The organism is Methylobacterium sp. CB376 (assembly GCF_029714205.1).
Taxonomy (GTDB): domain Bacteria; phylum Pseudomonadota; class Alphaproteobacteria; order Rhizobiales; family Beijerinckiaceae; genus Methylobacterium.
The window spans coordinates 6,497,001-6,512,915 of sequence record NZ_CP121648.1 but is presented as its reverse complement, the minus strand read 5'-3'; the positions used below and the strand labels follow the sequence as shown (position 1 = coordinate 6,512,915).

General features: G+C 71.5%; 13 protein-coding genes and 1 pseudogene. 3 read left to right on the top strand and 11 right to left on the bottom strand.

The genetic code is table 11. From position 1 onward, the window contains the following. Positions 1 to 37: 37 nt before the first annotated feature. The 7 genes and pseudogenes from QA634_RS30010 to QA634_RS29980 all read right to left on the bottom strand — a co-directional run bounded on the left by QA634_RS30010 (position 38) and on the right by QA634_RS29980 (position 9,101). The gene (locus QA634_RS30010) at positions 38 to 1,087 is read right to left on the bottom strand and encodes a hypothetical protein (protein ID WP_012335602.1); all 1,050 of its coding nucleotides are present in this window, start codon (positions 1,085 to 1,087) and stop codon (positions 38 to 40) included. Positions 1,088 to 1,163: 76 nt separating this feature from the next. Beyond that, positions 1,164 to 2,587, bottom strand: a pseudogene (gene hflX / locus QA634_RS30005) (GTPase HflX). A gap of 141 nt (positions 2,588 to 2,728) precedes the next feature. Continuing rightward, the gene (gene hfq, locus QA634_RS30000) at positions 2,729 to 2,983 is read right to left on the bottom strand and encodes an RNA chaperone Hfq (protein ID WP_012335600.1); all 255 of its coding nucleotides are present in this window, start codon (positions 2,981 to 2,983) and stop codon (positions 2,729 to 2,731) included. A 249-nt stretch (positions 2,984 to 3,232) separates the two neighbouring features. Beyond that, positions 3,233 to 4,603 (bottom strand): nitrogen assimilation response regulator NtrX, encoded by a 1,371-nt coding sequence (gene ntrX / locus QA634_RS29995; protein ID WP_012335599.1) that lies wholly within the window; start codon positions 4,601 to 4,603, stop codon positions 3,233 to 3,235. 212 nt (positions 4,604 to 4,815) lie between these two features. Beyond that, positions 4,816 to 7,155 carry a sensor histidine kinase NtrY-like gene (locus QA634_RS29990; protein WP_012335598.1) on the bottom strand — a complete coding sequence of 780 codons (2,340 nt, stop codon included), beginning with the start codon at positions 7,153 to 7,155 and terminating at the stop codon, positions 4,816 to 4,818. A 79-nt stretch (positions 7,156 to 7,234) separates the two neighbouring features. After that, positions 7,235 to 8,158, bottom strand: coding sequence for an RNA polymerase sigma factor SigJ (sigJ, locus tag QA634_RS29985; RefSeq protein ID WP_012335597.1), 924 nt, complete (start codon positions 8,156 to 8,158; stop codon positions 7,235 to 7,237). A 178-nt stretch (positions 8,159 to 8,336) separates the two neighbouring features. After that, positions 8,337 to 9,101: an SDR family oxidoreductase gene (locus tag QA634_RS29980; protein ID WP_012335595.1), complete on the bottom strand. Its 765-nt coding sequence runs from the start codon at positions 9,099 to 9,101 to the stop codon at positions 8,337 to 8,339. 255 nt (positions 9,102 to 9,356) lie between these two features. Between QA634_RS29980 and QA634_RS29975 the strand changes: the two genes are divergently transcribed. Then, a complete protein-coding gene (locus QA634_RS29975; protein WP_050777523.1) occupies positions 9,357 to 9,656 on the top strand; it encodes an adenylate/guanylate cyclase domain-containing protein in 300 nt (99 codons plus the stop codon). Next, the gene (locus QA634_RS29970; RefSeq protein WP_050777522.1) at positions 9,641 to 10,147 is read left to right on the top strand and encodes an adenylate/guanylate cyclase domain-containing protein; all 507 of its coding nucleotides are present in this window, start codon (positions 9,641 to 9,643) and stop codon (positions 10,145 to 10,147) included. The genes QA634_RS29975 and QA634_RS29970 overlap by 16 nt, the downstream gene beginning before the upstream one ends. A gap of 148 nt (positions 10,148 to 10,295) precedes the next feature. Here QA634_RS29970 and QA634_RS29965 read toward each other — a convergent pair whose 3' ends face one another. From QA634_RS29965 to QA634_RS29955, 3 genes are all read right to left on the bottom strand, one after another. Continuing rightward, a complete protein-coding gene (locus QA634_RS29965; RefSeq protein WP_012335594.1) occupies positions 10,296 to 10,943 on the bottom strand; it encodes an SCO family protein in 648 nt (215 codons plus the stop codon). Beyond that, complete coding sequence (locus tag QA634_RS29960) at positions 10,936 to 12,054, bottom strand: MBL fold metallo-hydrolase (protein ID WP_012335593.1); 1,119 nt, start codon at positions 12,052 to 12,054, stop codon at positions 10,936 to 10,938. The genes QA634_RS29965 and QA634_RS29960 overlap by 8 nt, the downstream gene beginning before the upstream one ends. A 1,035-nt stretch (positions 12,055 to 13,089) precedes the next feature. Then, entirely contained in the window at positions 13,090 to 13,527 is a 438-nt protein-coding gene (locus QA634_RS29955) for a MucR family transcriptional regulator (RefSeq protein WP_012335591.1), read from the bottom strand. A gap of 476 nt (positions 13,528 to 14,003) precedes the next feature. Between QA634_RS29955 and QA634_RS29950 the strand changes: the two genes are divergently transcribed. Then, positions 14,004 to 14,246: a hypothetical protein gene (locus QA634_RS29950; protein WP_012335590.1), complete on the top strand. Its 243-nt coding sequence runs from the start codon at positions 14,004 to 14,006 to the stop codon at positions 14,244 to 14,246. A gap of 202 nt (positions 14,247 to 14,448) precedes the next feature. Here the strand turns inward: QA634_RS29950 and ntrC are convergent, their stop codons facing one another. Then, positions 14,449 to 15,909 carry a nitrogen regulation protein NR(I) gene (gene ntrC / locus QA634_RS29945; RefSeq protein WP_012335589.1) on the bottom strand — a complete coding sequence of 487 codons (1,461 nt, stop codon included), beginning with the start codon at positions 15,907 to 15,909 and terminating at the stop codon, positions 14,449 to 14,451. Between the last annotated feature and the right edge of the window lie 6 nt (positions 15,910 to 15,915).

Below are 15,915 nucleotides of genomic sequence, written 5' to 3'. Positions count from 1 at the left end.
GGCGAGGCCCGGCCGCGGGGCGCGGCGCCGGCCGGGCTCAGGCTTGCTTCCAGTACTTCTCGACCAGGGAGCGGATGCGCTCGCTGAGGTCGAGGTCCATCTCGACCAGGGGGGCGGCGTTCCTGACCGCCCGCAGCATCTCGGCGGCGTCGCGCACCTCCTGGCGCGGCCCGGGCCGGGGCACCGGCTCCTCGTAGGGGAGGTCGAGGGCCTGCATCACCGAGGCCGAGAATTCCCCGGCATAGTCGTGGTGCCCGACCACCTCGAAGCGCGACAGGTTCTGGATCGCCGTCGACCAGTGGCCCGGATTCAGCGCCTCGCGCTCGTCCCGGGCGCCGAGATAGCGGGTCATCGGGTTCGACAGGGTGTTGGTGGTCTTGGCATCGAGATTCCGGAAACTCTTCTTGAGGAGCGGCAGATCGCTGAAATCGAGCGAGGAGGCGAAGTAGCACGCATCAACGATCTCCTCGATCTGCCAGTGGCGTGCGCTGCTGACCGCCAGCTCCGAGACCCTGCGCAGCCAGAAGATGCGGCGGGCCAGCTCCAGGTAGGGGTCGTGCGCCAGGAAGATCTTGAGGAACTTGTGCTCGATCAGAAAGGATTCGCAGACCGGATAGAAGATCGGGCCGTAGCAGAACAGCGAGTTGAGGAATTGATTGCCGATGATGCAGTTGAGGACGGGCTGGCTCACGCCCTTGAGCATCAGGTGGGAGATCTGGAATTTCGAGAACAGGGTGTCCCGGAGGGGACTGGCCTGGCCGATGGTGTGGTCGAGGAAGAGCACCCGGCGCTGCGTGTCGCCGAGTTCGCGGCTGCGGCGGTAGAGCAGGATGTTGGTGTCGTAGTCGCGGACCTCCAGCAGGGCGGCCTCGCTCAGGCCCGGGAAGGCCCCGTCGTGGAGGTTGAACGCGCACAGGCCGGTCGAGTGCCAGCCCCAGGATTTGAGGTTGTGATCGACCTCGTTCGCCGAGCTGACCGTGGTGACGCCGTCGACCGTCACCTTGATGCGCGGGACGACGCGCTGGTCGTCCGGGGCGATCCAGATCGAGAGATGCGCCGGGTGGTGGATGTGGAGTCCGAACAGCATGGAGATGTCCCTGCGCCGTCGGGGGCCGCCGCGCAAGGGCGGACCGAAGCGGCCCGCCCCGGCGCGGGGATCCCGGTCAGGGCCGGGCCGCCTCCCCGGCGGCGCGCAGGCGCCGGGCCGTGCCGAACCGATTGAGGAGGCGGGGCTCCTTCTCGGGGGCGACGCGCACCACGAGGTGGAGCCGCCCGCCCGCATCCTCCCGCCGGTCGAGCACCTCGGCATTCTCGTAGAGCCAGTGCAGCCCGGCCCCCTCGGCCGGGTCGAGCACGAGGGCGAAGCTCGCCCGGCTCTCGGCGATGCGCCCCTCGATCCGGGCCAGGAGCGCGTCGGTTCCCTCCCCGGTGAGGGCCGAGATCAGGACCGGCCGGGTGCCGGTCTGCCGGCTGAGGTTGAGCAGGCGCTCGCGCTCCTCCGGGCCGAGCAGGTCGGCCTTGTTCCAGACCTCGATGATCCGGTCCGCCTGCGGGGCGATGCCGAGTTCGGCGAGCACCGCCTGCACGTCCTCCCCCTGGGCCTGCGTGTCCTCGTGCGCCATGTCGCGGACGTGGAGCAGGATGTCGGCCTCGATCACGTCCTCCAGCGTCGCCCGGAACGCCGCGATCAGCATGGTCGGCAGGTCGGAGATGAAGCCGACCGTGTCGGACAGGATCGCGGTCTCGCCGTGCGGCAGCTTGATCGCCCGGGCGGTGGGATCGAGGGTCGCGAACAGCATGTCCTCGGCCCGCACCTCGGCCTCGGTGAGGCGGTTGAACAGGGTCGACTTGCCGGCATTGGTGTAGCCGACCAGCGCCACGATCGGGTAGGGCACGCGGCGGCGGCTCTGCCGGTGCAGGCCGCGGGTGCGGGTGACGGTCCCGAGTTCGCGCTCGATGCGGGTCATGCGCTCCTGGATCAGGCGCCGGTCGGCCTCGATCTGGGTCTCGCCGGGGCCGCCGAGGAAGCCGAAGCCGCCGCGCTGGCGCTCGAGGTGGGTCCAGGAGCGGACGAGGCGGCTGCGCTGATAGGCGAGATGGGCGTGCTCGACCTGGAGCGCGCCCTCGCGGGTGGAGGCGCGGCGCCCGAAGATCTCCAGGATCATCCCGGTCCGGTCGATGACCTTGACGCCCCACGCCTTCTCCAGGTTGCGCTGCTGCACCGGCGAGAGGGCGCAATCCATCACCACGAGGCGCACGGATTCGGCGGCGATCCGCCCGGCGATCTCCTCGACGCGGCCCTTGCCCAGGTAGGTCGAGGGCCGGATCGCCTGGACCGGGAGCATCAGCCGGTCGACCACCGCGAGGTCGATGGCGGCGGCGAGCCCCACCGCCTCGTCGAGCCTCGCCTCGGGGGGCGGGTGGGCGCCCGCGCCGCGTCGCCCCTCCGCGTGAGGTAGGGGCCGAGCACGAGGGTCCGGGTGGCGGCCGCGATGGTGCCCTCCGGCTCCGCCATCCGCTGCAGCCGGGCCTCGCCCGGCCGCGCCTCGTCCGACAGCCGGGTGTCACCCGGGATCCGAGGTTCCATGAAGTGCCGATCTCACCAGAATCCCGCCGCAGGCCGGCGGGCCGATCCGCTGCCCGGCGATCGGTGTCAGATTGGAGGTGGGCCGGCCGCAATCAAGCGCCGGGGGGCGGATTCGCCGCCCCGGCGCGAGGAGGACCGGGCTCAGCCCTTCTCGGCGCCCTCCTCGCCCTGCTCGAAGAGCTGCACCGGATGACCGGGCATGATCGTCGAGATCGCGTGCTTATAGACCAGCTGCGAATGTCCATCCCGCCGCAGCAGCACGCAGAAATTGTCGAACCAAGTCACCACGCCCTGCAGCTTGACGCCGTTGACCAGGAAGATCGTGAGAGGGATCTTGTTCTTGCGGACGTGATTGAGGAAAGTGTCCTGCAGATTCTGAGCGCGCTCGCCCGCCATTCTTCTTATCCTTGTGAACCCGCTGCCGGCCCCGGATGACGGGTCGCTCCGTTGATTCTTGCGGGCCGCGAGACGCGGCCCCGGACCCGAGACCCATTACACGGTGAAGCTCGGCCCGGCGCAAGAGGCATCCGGCCGCGACGCGAGACACCGGCCAGACGACCCGGTCGGGGCGCCCGCGGCGGCCGCGTGGCTCATAGCAAGATCGCGGCCGGTCCGCATTGTCAAATGCGGACCGGCCGCGCCGGATCACGCGCCGATGCCGAGCGACTTGAGCTTCCGGTGCAGGGCGGAGCGCTCCATGCCGATGAACTCGGCGGTGCGGGAGATGTTGCCGGAGAAGCGGGCGATCTGGGCGACCAGGTACTCCCGCTCGAAGATCTCGCGGGCCTCGCGCAGGGCGAGGCTCATCAGCTTCTCGCCCCCCGCCCCGCTCGGGGTGGTGGGGACGAGGGCGCCGACCTCGCTCGGCAGCATCTCGGTGGTGACCTCGGTCTCGGGATCGCCCTGGGTGAGGATCATCAGCCGCTCGACGTTGTTGCGCAGCTGGCGGACGTTGCCGGGCCAGTCGTGGGATTGCAGCACCGCCATGGCGTCGGGGGCGATCCGGCGCTGGGGCAGGCCGGTCGCCATCGAGATCTGCTCCATGAAGAAGCCGATCAGCTCCGGCACGTCCTCGCGGCGCTCGGCCAGCGGCGGCACCCGGATCGGCACCACGCTGAGGCGGTGGAAGAGGTCCTCCCGGAAGCGGCCGCCCGCGATCTCCTCGGCGAGGTCGCGCGAGGAGGAGGAGATGATGCGCACGTCGACATGGACCCGGGTGGTGCCGCCGACGCGCTGGAAGTTCTGGTCGACGAGGACCCGCAGGATGCGGTTCTGGGTCTCGCGGGGCATGTCCGCGACCTCGTCGATGTAGAGGGTGCCGCCGTGGGCCTCCTCCAGGGCGCCGACGCGGCGGGGCCGCCCGTCCGCGGCCTCGACCCCGAACAGCTCCGCCTCCATGGTCTCGGGCGTGATCGTGGCGGCGTTGATCACCACGAAGGGGCCGCTCGCCCGGCCCGAGGCCGCGTGGAGGGTGCGGGCCGAGAGCTCCTTGCCGGAGCCCGGCGCGCCCGAGATCATCACGCGGGCATTGGTGGGGGCGACCCGCTCGATGGTCTGGCGCAGCTGGTTCACCGCCACCGAGCCGCCGACGATGCGGCTCGCCTGGCCGGAGCGGGCCTTGAGGTCGCGCACCTCGCGCTTGAGGCGCGAGGCTTCGAGCGCCCGCTCGGCCACCAGGATCAGCCGGTCGGCCTTGAACGGCTTCTCGATGAAGTCGTAGGCGCCCGCCTTGATGGCCGAGACCGCGGTCTCGATGTTGCCGTGGCCCGAGATCATCACCACGGGCAGGTCCGGGGCCTGGGCCTTGATCACGTCGAGGAGCTGGAGCCCGTCGAGGCGCGAGCCCTGCAGCCATATGTCGAGGAAGACGAGGTGGGGCCGGCGCTGCTCGATGGCGGCGAGCGCCTCGTCGGAGGACCCGGCCGTGCGGGTGCGGTGGCCCTCGTCGTCGAGGATGCCCGCCACGAGGTCGCGGATGTCGGCCTCGTCGTCGACGATCAGGATGTCGGCGCTCATCGGTCACGGCCTCCCGGCGCTGCGGATGCCCGGCCCTGCGGCCGCACCCTGATGGTTCTCGCGATGGCTTGTCCGGCCCTGCCGGCGCGCCGCGCCGGGCCGCGGGGCGCTCGCCCGCGGCGCGCTGCGGCGCCCGGCCGCCGAACGGAGATCGGCTCCCGAGCGGAGCGGCTCCCGAGCGGAGATCGGCCCCCGAGCGGAGATCGGCCGGCTCACGGTGCGGCCCCCTGCGCGCTCGGCGCCGGGGCGTCCTGCCCCGCCGCGCCCTGCCCCGCCGCGCCTTGGGCGGCCGCGCCTTGGGCCGCCGCGCTCTGGGCCGGGGCGGCCGCGCCCTCGGGCGAGGCGGGGCGCGGCACCTCGCGCAGGAGGCGCATGCGCACCTGCCCGCCCCGCCCCGCCGGATTGTCGTTGAGATCGATGCCGCCGCCGTGCTCTTCCAAGACCTTGCTCACGATCGCCAGCCCGAGGCCGGTCCCCCCCTCGCGGGTCGTCATATAGGGCTCGAGCAGCCTCTGGCGCCCTTCGGCCGGAAAACCCTTGCCGTTGTCGGTGATCTCGATCACGGCGCCGTCCCCCTCCTCCAGGAGGCGCACGGCGATCCGCCCGCGGCCGCGCTCCGCCTCCGGCACCGCCTGGACCGCCTCGACGGCGTTCTTGAGGATGTTGGTGACCGCCTGGGAGAGGAGGCGCGTGTCGAAGGCGGCGCTGATCCGGGTGCCCTCCCCCTCCATCGCGAAATCGATGTCGGGATGCGCCACCCGCATCATGAACAGGTTCTGCTTCACGATCTCGGTCAGGTCGTTGCGGGAGATCGCCGGCTTGGGCATCCGGGCGAACGACGAGAACTCGTCGACCATCCGCTTGATGTCGTCGACTTGGCGCACGATCGTGGCGGTGCACTGCTCGAACACGTCCTTGTCGGTGGTGATGACCTTGCCGTACTTGCGGCGGATGCGCTCGGCCGAGAGCTGGATGGGGGTGAGCGGGTTCTTGATCTCGTGGGCGATGCGCCGGGCGACGTCGGCCCAGGCGGAGGTGCGCTGGGCGGCGACGAGGTCCGTGATGTCGTCGAGGGTGACGACGTGGCCGCGGTCGATGCCCTGCGCCTGCTCGCTGGTGACCCGCACGTCGATGGTGCGCTCGCGGCCCTTGCGGGTGATCTGGATCTGCTGCTGGAGCGGGCGCAGGCGCCCCTCGCCGGAGGCGCCGAGGAGGCCCGCCAGTTCCGGCACCGCGACCCGCAGGGGCGTGCCGACGAGTTCCTGCGGGGTGAGGCCGAGCATCCGCTCGGCCGAGGGATTGGCGATGGTGATGACGCCCTCCGCGTCGATCCCGAGCACGCCGGCCGGCACGCCGGCGAGGACCGCCTCGGTGAAGCGGCGGCGGCGGTCGATCTGGTCGCGCGCCTCGATCAGCCCGTCGTGCTGGCGGCGCAGCTCCTGGGTCATCTTGTTGAAGCTCTCGCCCAGGTGCTGGAGGTCCCCCTCGGTCTTGCGGTGCGGGACCTGGGCGTAGAAGTTGCCGGAGGCGACTTGGTCGGCGGCGTTGATGAGGCGGCGGATCGGGGCGACGAACCGGTTGGCGAAGTTGAGCCCGAACCAGACCGCCGAGAGCAGGGCGATCAGGGCGATCAGGGCGAACATGCTGGCGAAGGCGATCTGCACGCTGCGCCGCCCGGCATCGATGGTGAGGAACTCGGTCGCCGCCGCCCGCGAGACGCCCGGGAACTCGACGGCGAGGCGCGTCACCTCGCGCTCGATCAGCAGGTAGGCGTCGCCGTAGGCCGGCAGCTTCATCAGGGCCCCGAAGACGCGGCCCTCGCGGGGCAGCAGGCAGGTCGGGTCGTTGGACTTGGCGGCCTCCTCGAAATCGGCCGCGGAGGGCAGCGGCGGGTTCTTGAGCACGTCGATGTTGGCGCGCGCCACGGTCTCGTCGGCGGAGCGCATGATGCGGGCGATCGGCAGCCCGAGGGAGCTCGCGCGCGCGGTGAGGAAGTTCTCGAACCACGCCCGCTCGACCTCGAAGGCGGGGCGCGCCCGGGTGAGATCGTCCGAGAGGATGCGGGCCTCGCGGGCGAGGCTCTGGCACTGGTTGGTCAGGTAGGCGTCGGCGACGTCGACGGACATCAGCACGACGTTGCGCATCCGGTCGGAGAACCAGGGCGAGAGGCCGCGCTCCAGGGTGATCGAGGCCACGACCGCGAGCAGGATGGTGGGCAGGGTGGCGATGAGGCTGAACAGGCCGACGATGCGGGTGTGCAGCCGCGCCACCCGGGCATTGGCCTGCCGCGCCCGCAGGAAGACCCGGGCCTCCCAGGCGATCACCACCACGAGGCCGATCACCAGGGCGACGTTGCCGAGCAGCAGCGCGACGACGACGTCGTGGGTCGGGGCGATGCCGGTGGCCCCGACCAGGATCAGGAAGGTGGCGAGGGCGAGCGCCAGCGCCACCCCGACGACCAGGGCCCCGAACAGCCCCGGCCCCCGCGGGGCCGTCTCCGGCGGGGCACCGGGGGAGGCCCCGGGCGCGTGAACGCGGCGCGACAGCAACATGGCTGATGCAAGGCCACTACAGTGTGGCGAAATTAATACGGGAGCGCGGCGATTTCGGCCAGCCACCGCGTCCCGCGGATCACCGGCCGAGCGCAGCGGCGACCTGGCGGAGCTTGTCGGGATTGCGGACCGCGTAGATGGCGGCGACGCGCCCGTCGCGGACGGAGAGGGCCGTCGTCTGGAGCAGGCCGCCGCGCGTGGCGCTGACGTACCCGGGCAATCCGTCGATGATCGCAACCTTGAGGAGAACGGGTTGGAAATAGGCCTTGCCCGAGAGGCCGGCGAAGAGCCGGATCACCCGGTCCGCGCCGCGGATCACGTTGGGATAGGCGAGGACGCGGCCGCCGCCGTCCGAGCGAAGTTCGACATCGGCGGCCAGCAGCGAGGCGAGCGCCGCCGTGTCGCCGTCGCGCGAGGCGGCGAAGAAGGCGCGCGCGATGCGCTCGGCTTCCGCGGCGTCGACGCGGTAGCGCTGACGGCCGGACTGGACATGCCTGCGGGCCCGCACCGCGAGCTGACGCACGGCGGCCGGCGCGCGGTCGAGCGTCGCGGCCACTTCGGGCAGCGCGACGCCGAACACGTCGTGGAGGAGGAAGGCCGCCCGCTCGAGCGGCGACAGCCGCTCGAGCGCCAGCATGAGCGTCAGCGTGACGTCCTCGCCGACCGTCTCGTCCGGATCGGCCGCGCCCATCAGCGGCTCGGGAAGCCAGGCACCGACATAGGTCTCGCGCCGGGCCCGCGCCGATTTCAGCTGATCGAGGCACAGCCGCGTCACGATGCGCGTGAGGTAGGCGGCCGGCGTCGCGACGCCGTCCCGCACGCCCGACCAGCGCAGCCACGCCTCCTGCACCACGTCCTCGGCCTCGCTCAGCGCACCGAGCATGCGGTAGCCGAGGCGCAGCAGGCGCGGGCGCTGCGCCTCGAATTCCGCGAGCTGCGCGTCCTCCGGCAGCAGGGCTCTCCCGGTGGGTCCGGAGAGCGGATCGGAGCTCCGGGGCGTCATCGCGAGGTCCCCCGCGCGCGGGCTCGCGAGGGCATGCCGGGACGAACCTCGTCGGGCGCGATCCCGCGGCGCGCCCGCGGGACCGGCGCGGCGCGCGCGAGGCCGTTCGCCGCCAAGACGGGCCCGACCACGGGCGCGACCACGGGCGCGAGCGCGAGGCAGGGGGACGAGGCGCGCATCAGGCACTCCCCTCGCGGCTCGCCGCCGCGGTCAGCCAGTCGTCGAATCGCGTCGGCATGATGCGCGCGTTCGGTCCCGGCGTCAGGGTCGCGTCGGTGATCGGCACGCCGAAATACGGGGCCGCCGGATCGACCACGACGCGGCGGGGATCGTCGCGGTGACGGAGCCAGGTGCCGACGAACGCGGCGAAGGGGGCGCGTTCCGGCCCGGCGATCTCGACGATGCCGTTCGCCGGCTCGGCGAGCGCGACCTCCGCGAGCGCCCGCGCGACGTCGCCCGAAGCGATCGGCTGCATCGCCGCCGGCGAGAGGCGGACCACGCCGTCCCGCGTCCCCTCCTCGGCGATGCCGCCCATGAACTCGAAGAACTGCGTCGCCCGCACGATCGTGAAGGGGATGCCCGCGGCCGTGATCAGCTGCTCCTGGGCCAGCTTGGCCCGGAGGTAGGCGGGGGCCTGCGGGCGGTCGGTTCCGACCACCGACAGGGCGACGTGGTGAGCGATGCCCGCCTCCGCCTCGGCGCGCAGGAGATGGCGTCCCGAAGTCCGGAAGAAGGCCATCACCGCCTCCTCCTCGAAGGAGGGTGAGTTGGCGACGTCGACCACGGTCCGCGCGCCCCGCAGCACCGCGGCGAGCCCCTCGCCGGTGACCGTGTTCACGCCCGAGGCGGGTGACGCGGGCACGGCCTCGTGGCCGAGCGCGCGCAGGGTCGCGACGACCTGACGGCCGATCAGCCCGGTCCCGCCGATGACGACGATTCTCATGGTTTCCTCTCTGTCGCACGGCGCCGGCGCGGCGGCCGGCTCCTGTCCTGACGAGGCAGGGGATCGGATCGTGACATCCGGGCGGAGGCGGCCGGCCCGGCCTGCGGCCCGAGAGCCGGCCGCGCCGCGCGATGTCACGGGGGCGCCGGCCCCGGGGCCCTGGCGCGCTACCTGGATCCCGCCTTCGTCGATGCCGCGGCCTGGGCGACGAGCGTCTTCACCGCCTGCCTGATCACCGGGATCCTCGCGGTCGTCGTGCACCGCGCGCGCCGGCTGGTCGAGGCGCAGGCGCGGGTCGCTCGCGCCCGCGACAACCTCGCCCGCCACGTCTCGGCAAATCTCGTGGAGGAGCTGGCCGCGCTCGACGAGCCGTTCGGTCCCGCGCGGGTCCAGGACGTCGCGATCCTCTTCGCCGACGTGGTCGGGTTCACGGGCCTGTGCGAGCGCCGTTCGCCGCAGACCGTCATGGCGATGCTGCGCGGCTTCCACGAGCGCATGGCCGGCTGCGTGTTCGAGGCGGGGGAACGCTCGACAAGTTCGTGGGCGACAGCGTGATGGCGACCTTCGGCACGCCGAGGCCGGGCCCCCGCGACGCCGCGGATGCGCTGGCCTGCGCGCGCCGGATGCTGGCCTGCCTCGACGCGTGGAACGTCGAGCGCCGCGCGCTCGGCGAGCCGGCCCTGCAGATCGGGATCGGCCTGCATGTCGGGCCGGTCGTGCTCGGCACGATCGGCCACGCGCGCCGGCTCGAATACGCGGTTCTCGGCGACACGGTGAACGTCGCGAGCCGGCTCGAAGCGCAGAGCCGCGGCCTCCGGACCCCGCTGGTGAGCAGTCACGCCCTGGTCGAGCGGGTCCGCGCGGAGGCCGGCGAGCCCGCCCTCGACGGCCTGCGCCGCCACGCGCCCTTGGTCGTGCACGGTCGCGCGCAGGCGACGGAGGTCTGGATCCTGGCCGAGCCGGAGTGGCGACGGCCAGCCCCGCGTCCGGGCGCCCCGGCATCGACGGCGGCCGTGCCGCCAGGGCGGCCCGCGCCGCTCTCGTGACCGCGCAGGGCGAGGGGACCGACGGTCATCCGCGAAGCAGCGGTGCGCAGCCGCAGAGAATGCCGCACGATCGATGGTCCGGGGCAGGAACCCCGTGCGCCGTGCGCGCGCCCTGCCCAAGGCCCGGCGGAGAACCGCCGCCCAGAGCTCAAGGTCGGCGGTCGCGGCGCGACCGATCGGACGAGGGGGTCGTGAGAAGCGGCTCGACGATCGCGGACATCCGTTCGGCCGTCGTGCCGGGAGGAAAAAACCCGAGGTAACCGCCCGACCGATCCATCAGATAGATGAACGCCGAGTGATCGACCGTGTAGTCGCTGCCGCCGAGCTGCACGCGCTCATGATAGACCTTGTAAGCATCCGCAATGTTGCGAACGGCCTCGGCGCTGCCCGTGAGAGCGATCAGCCGGGGATGGAAACTCGGAACGTACGCGGCAAGATGAGCGACCGTGTCCCGCTCGGGGTCGAGCGTGATGAAGAGCGGTTGGATCGAGGCGCCCCGGTCTCCGAGGAGGTCGAGCAAGCGGCCGATCTCCGCGAGGTCGGTGGGGCACACATCGGGGCAGGACGTGAAGCCGAAATAGACGAGGAGCAGTGTGCCCCGGAAGTCGGCGTCGGTGCGCGGGCGTCCGGTCTGGTCAACGAGCGCGAAGGGACCGCCGACCGGCTCGCGGTTCCACATCAGCACGTCCATGAGTTCGGCCGCCGACCGGCGGCCCGGTTCAACGGCCCGGACCGGACCGCCCGCGACGCCGGCGAGTCCTGCCAGCAGGGCGGCGCGCAGGACGGCGCTACGCACCGAAGCGCAGCCGGCTGCCCGTCGTCGGCACGAGCACGTTCTCCGGCATCTGCGCCTGCGCCTCGAGGACGAAGTTCAGGCCGCTGCAATGCATCGGGATGACGACGTCCGGCTTCAGCTTGGCGATCTCGGCGACGACCTGGGTGAGGTAATCCTTCGGAGCCGGGCCGAGGTGGAACCCTCCGACGATGGCGTGGATCTTCTCGACGCCCGAGACCTCCTGCGCCTGCCGGACCGAATTCACGATTCCGACATGCCCGCACGAGCTGATGACGACGAGGCCCCTGTCCCGGAGATTGAAGCAGGTGGCGTGCTCGTGGACGTGCTCGTCCGGGATGATCTTCCCTTCCAGCTCCGCCGGGGAGTAGTGGGCGGCATCGCAGCCCGCGCCGTCCTTGAATCCGCGCTCGACGAAGGTGTTGGGCAGGACGCGCTCGAGCGAGCGGCGCTTGATCTGCCCCGTCGTGAAGGCGTGCCCGGCGATCACCGTGGGCGCCTCGCACAGGACGGTGGTGATGTGCCGGGCCGCCAGTTCGCGCCGATCGAGCAGGCCGAAATCCGTGAACTGGCCGGCGGTCCCGCTCGGCACCAGCCGATGGCAGAAATTGTCCTCCCCGCCGGCGAACAGCTTGACGTCCGGCGACAGCGACGCCCTGTACCGGTCCAGGAAGCCGATCAGGCCCCCGTAATGGTCGTGGTGCCCGTGGCTGACGATCAGGGCATCGGCCTTGCTCGGATCGAGCTTCAGGATCTCGATGTTGTTGAGAAGGGCTTCCGGCGTGTAGCCGAAGTCGAGGAGGATCGTCTTGGTCTCGTCGCGTCGCTGCGACTCGGCGAAGAGGGATAGACCCCACTGGTTGTGCAGAACCTTCCTGTAGTCGCTGCCGCGGCCGCCGCCGGGTGGCTGATGAACGACACCTTGCACGGTGCTGGGCTTGAGGAACTGATCGTGCGCGGAATCGACCAGCACGCGGAGGGTGAGCGCGTCGACCGTGGGAATCTCGATCGGCGCGGCGGTCGCGATCTCGAGGCAGGCGAAGCCCGCCGCGGCACTCGCGCCCAGCGCGGCCGAAGCTTTCAGGAAGTCCCGTCGTGCCAAGCTTCGCATCATGGCGCGTCCCCCGCCACCTGTTCCGACGCAGCTGCCTAGCTGGCTCGTGGAACTCTCGAGGTTGAGGCTCTATAGCACGAATTATTCCATCGGGCCAATTCACCTCAATACATGTAGCGGGCACCCAACCGATCCGTCGCTCCTTCAGGGGAGCCTCGACTCCTGAAGAGCCGCCATGGACCCTTGCAATGCAAGTGACCCTTGCAAGTGACCCTTGCAAGTGAACGAGAGCCACCTGAGCGCCCCGTCCGAGGGCTGCCGAGGGTGGTTCCCCTGCCCTCAGGATCGTCCCCTGGGTCGTGCTGAGCAGGCTCAGGGATCGCGCCCCGATCGCGCTTGCCTTCTCCCCAAACCGGCAGGACCGGGGCCGGGTATTCTGGATCGCGGATCGCCCGACAGCGATCCGATCAAGGCGGGACGCGTCCCGGCGCGGGCCTGGACGCTGGACCCGCTGGTGGGGCGGGAGGTCTCGAAGCTGCCACCCGTCGCGGCCGTCTCAGAGCGCCTCGCCGGTGACCGCGCCGGCATCGTCCGGGTCGTCGGCGCCTTCGCCGAGCGGTGATCCGCCTCGGCGCTGACGGCAGCGGCAGCGACGGGCAAACACCGACGAGCTTGGACCGGGCAGATCGACTGCGGGCCGTCCGCACCGGCACCTGGCACCCGTCGGACCCTCCCTCGCCTCCCCGAACGACGCGGGATGCGAGGCCCGCAACGGGTGCAGGCGGCGCGGGAATGCGAGCACGCCGCGCCGCGGGCGTCGCGGACCGAGGAATCGCCCCTCGCGGGACGACCTCCCCTCTGGGGAGATGAACCGCCGGTCGCGGTCCGCGCCGTCGCGTTCTCACACGGCCTCGGCCGAAAGCCGCCCGCCGGAGGAACGGCCCGGTCGCGCGGACCCTCGGAGCTGCGCGGGGGCCGGGGCGCGCCCGGCGGGCCCCCTCCCCTCGGCCGGCGCACCACCGACGCGACGACGCCCGCGGAAGCGGTCTTCCGCGGGCGTCTGATTCGGTTGCGGGTCCCGGGACGGGCGCGGGATCACGCCGCCTGCGTGGCGCGGGGGCGGCGGGCGACCGGCTTCTGGCCGAGGCCGATGCTCTTGGCGAGTTCCGAGCGCTGGGCGGCATAGTTCGCCGCCACCATGGGATAATCCGGAGGGAGGCCCCACTTCGCCCGGTACTGCTCCGGCGTGAGCCCCCGGCCGGCGAGGTGGCGCTTGAGCGTGCGGTAGCGCCGCCCATCCTCCAGGCTGATGAGATAGTCCGGGGTCACCGTCTTCTTGATCGGAACCGGCGGGACCAGCTTCTCCGGCTGCGGCGCGGCCGGAGCCCCCAGTTGCGCCACCGCCTCGTGCACGCTGCGGATCAGAGCGGCGAGTTCACCCACGGGCACCGAATTGTTCGACACGTAGGCCGACACGATGTCGGACACCAGCTCAATCGACTGCGGAAACTCGGTCTGGTTGTCGGAGTCCATCATCATCCTCTTAAAACGGCATGCCCCCATCCAGTGCGGCAGATGTTACGCGAGATGCCGCCAACTTCAAGGTCTGCGGGGGCAGAAACCGAGAGGATATGCTTGGGCGCGGCGCCCTTTCGTAACGTCAGACAGGCCGGCGCGGGGGCGCGGATCCTTGCCGCTGCTGCATGAGGCCGCGCCCGGCCGGGCCCGCCGCGCGGACCGAAAACCGACGCGCCCTCAGTGGCTTGAGTTAGTCCTTACGGGTTATGCCGAAACCCGGAAGCCTAGCTCACTCGAACGCGTGTGTCCGCGTCGCCGCAGGCCGGCGGAGATTCGAGAAAGGCGAAATGTCGCCGGACTTTGTGGGGGATTCCGGGCTACCCTCAGGGGGTTCGGAACCATGTGGGGCGCGGCGCGCGCACGCATCCGGGTCAACCGGAGGGCGCGTCCATCCTGCCAGAAGAAGGCCGGGATTGGGGGACGTTTCAAAGATGACCAAGCGCAAGGATGGCCAGATCTTCGGTCGCCACAAGAAAACGCGCGGCCGAAAGCCGGTGAAGACTCTGCCGGCGACTTGGCAGGCCCGCCGCCGCGTGCTGACGGCCGGCGAGATTTCCGACGAGTACCATGGCCATCCGGGACCGGGGGCGAACGACAACATGAAGTTGTATTCCCGCAAGCGCCTCTACTGCGTCCCCGTCGCCGCCGACGAGGCCGCACTGCCCTGCGCCTGAGGCATGGCTGAGCCGGGTCCGGCCGGCCGCCGAGCCGAGGCCCTGCCCGCGACGAAATGTCTCGCAGATTCGTGGCTCCGGGCGCAGGTCTTCGTGGCCCTCGCGTGGGTCGCGCGACTGATTCCGAGAGCTCAGGCGGCCGCCGCCGCCGGGCGAGGCCGCGGATCTGCTGTGCCGCGGCCGCCCGGGTCTGCCGGCGACGCTAGCGCGGCGTGCGGAAGACCTGCAGATCGAGGTCCCGCACCTTCTTGCGCAGGGTATTGCGGTTGACGCCGAGCAGCTCGGCAGCCCGAATCTGGTTGCCGCGCGTCGCCGCCAGCGCGGCGCCGATGAGCGGGCCCTCGATCTCGCGCAACACGCGGTGGTAGAGGCCGGGCGGCGGCAGCGTGTCCCGGAAGCCCGAAAAGTACTCGGCGAGGTGGCGCTCCACGGCCGCCGAGAGCCCCTCCGCGTCGGGCGTGCCCTTGCGCGCGCCGCCGCCCGCCGGCGCGGGCGCCGCGAGGGGCAGCGTGTCGAGTTCGGCCTCGATCACCGGGCCGGTGATCGTCTCCTGCGGGTAGAGCGCCGCGAGGCGCCGCACGAGATTCTCGAGTTCGCGCACGTTGCCCGGCCAGCGGTAGCGCTTGAGGCGCTCCATCGCGTCCGCGTCGAGCTGCTTGCGGCTCAGCCCCTCCCGCTCGACCAGGGTGAAGAAGTGGCGCACGAGGTCGGGCACGTCCTCGGTGCGCTCGCGCAGAGCCGGCAGGCGCAGCGGCACCACGTTGAGGCGGAAGAACAGGTCCTCGCGGAAGATGCCCTGCTGGATCGAGACCCGCAGGTCCTTGTTGGTGGCCGCGATGATGCGGACGTTGGTCTTGATCGGCACGCGCCCGCCGACCGTGGTGTACTCGCCCTGCTGCAGGACGCGCAGGAGGCGGGTCTGGGCCTCCATCGGCATGTCGCCGATCTCGTCGAGGAAGAGGGTTCCGCCCTCCGCCTGCTCGAAGCGCCCGGCCGAGCGGGCGGTCGCCCCCGTGAAGGCGCCCTTCTCGTGGCCGAACAGCTCGGATTCGATGAGGTCGCGCGGGATCGCCGCCATGTTGACCGGGACGAAGGGCCCCGCCCGGCGGCGGCCGTAATCGTGCAGGGCCCGGGCGACGAGCTCCTTGCCGGTGCCGGACTCGCCCGTGATCATCACCGTGAGGTCGGTGGGCATCAGCCGGGCGAGCGAGCGGTAGATCTCCTGCATGGCGGGCGAGCGCCCGACCAGCGGGATGTCCTCGTTCTCGGGCGCCGCGCCGGGAAGCGCGTTGCCCCGCGGCCGCGACAGGGCCCGCCCCACGATGGCGGTGAGTTCCTTGAGGTCGAAGGGCTTGGGCAGGTACTCGTAGGCGCCCCGCTCGGAGGCCCGGATCGCCGTCATGAAGGTGTTCTGGGCGCTCATGACGATGATCGGCAGGTCCGGCCGCACCCGCTTGATCCGGGGCAGCAGGTCGAAGGCGTTCTCGTCGGGCATCACCACGTCGGTGATCACGAGATCGCCGTCGCCCTGCGCCACCCAGCGCCAGAGCGTGGCGGCGTTGCCCGTCGAGCGCACCTCGTAGCCGGCCCGGGAGAGCGCCTGGTTGAGGACGGTGCGGATGGCGGCGTCGTCATCCGCCACGATGATGTGTCCGTTCGGCATGGAACC

What these genes read in the sequence shown, in the direction of transcription:
- QA634_RS30010 (WP_012335602.1), bottom strand. Translation starts at nt 1,087, where the DNA reads ATGCTGTTCGGACTCCACATCCACCACCCGGCGCATCTCTCGATCTGG.
- hfq (WP_012335600.1), bottom strand. Translation starts at nt 2,983, where the DNA reads ATGGCGGGCGAGCGCGCTCAGAATCTGCAGGACACTTTCCTCAATCAC.
- ntrX (WP_012335599.1), bottom strand. Translation starts at nt 4,603, where the DNA reads ATGAGCGCCGACATCCTGATCGTCGACGACGAGGCCGACATCCGCGAC.
- QA634_RS29990 (WP_012335598.1), bottom strand. Translation starts at nt 7,155, where the DNA reads ATGTTGCTGTCGCGCCGCGTTCACGCGCCCGGGGCCTCCCCCGGTGCC.
- sigJ (WP_012335597.1), bottom strand. Translation starts at nt 8,158, where the DNA reads ATGACGCCCCGGAGCTCCGATCCGCTCTCCGGACCCACCGGGAGAGCC.
- QA634_RS29980 (WP_012335595.1), bottom strand. Translation starts at nt 9,101, where the DNA reads ATGAGAATCGTCGTCATCGGCGGGACCGGGCTGATCGGCCGTCAGGTC.
- QA634_RS29960 (WP_012335593.1), bottom strand. Translation starts at nt 12,054, where the DNA reads ATGATGCGAAGCTTGGCACGACGGGACTTCCTGAAAGCTTCGGCCGCG.
- QA634_RS29955 (WP_012335591.1), bottom strand. Translation starts at nt 13,527, where the DNA reads ATGGACTCCGACAACCAGACCGAGTTTCCGCAGTCGATTGAGCTGGTG.
- QA634_RS29950 (WP_012335590.1), top strand. Translation starts at nt 14,004, where the DNA reads ATGACCAAGCGCAAGGATGGCCAGATCTTCGGTCGCCACAAGAAAACG.
- ntrC (WP_012335589.1), bottom strand. Translation starts at nt 15,909, where the DNA reads ATGCCGAACGGACACATCATCGTGGCGGATGACGACGCCGCCATCCGC.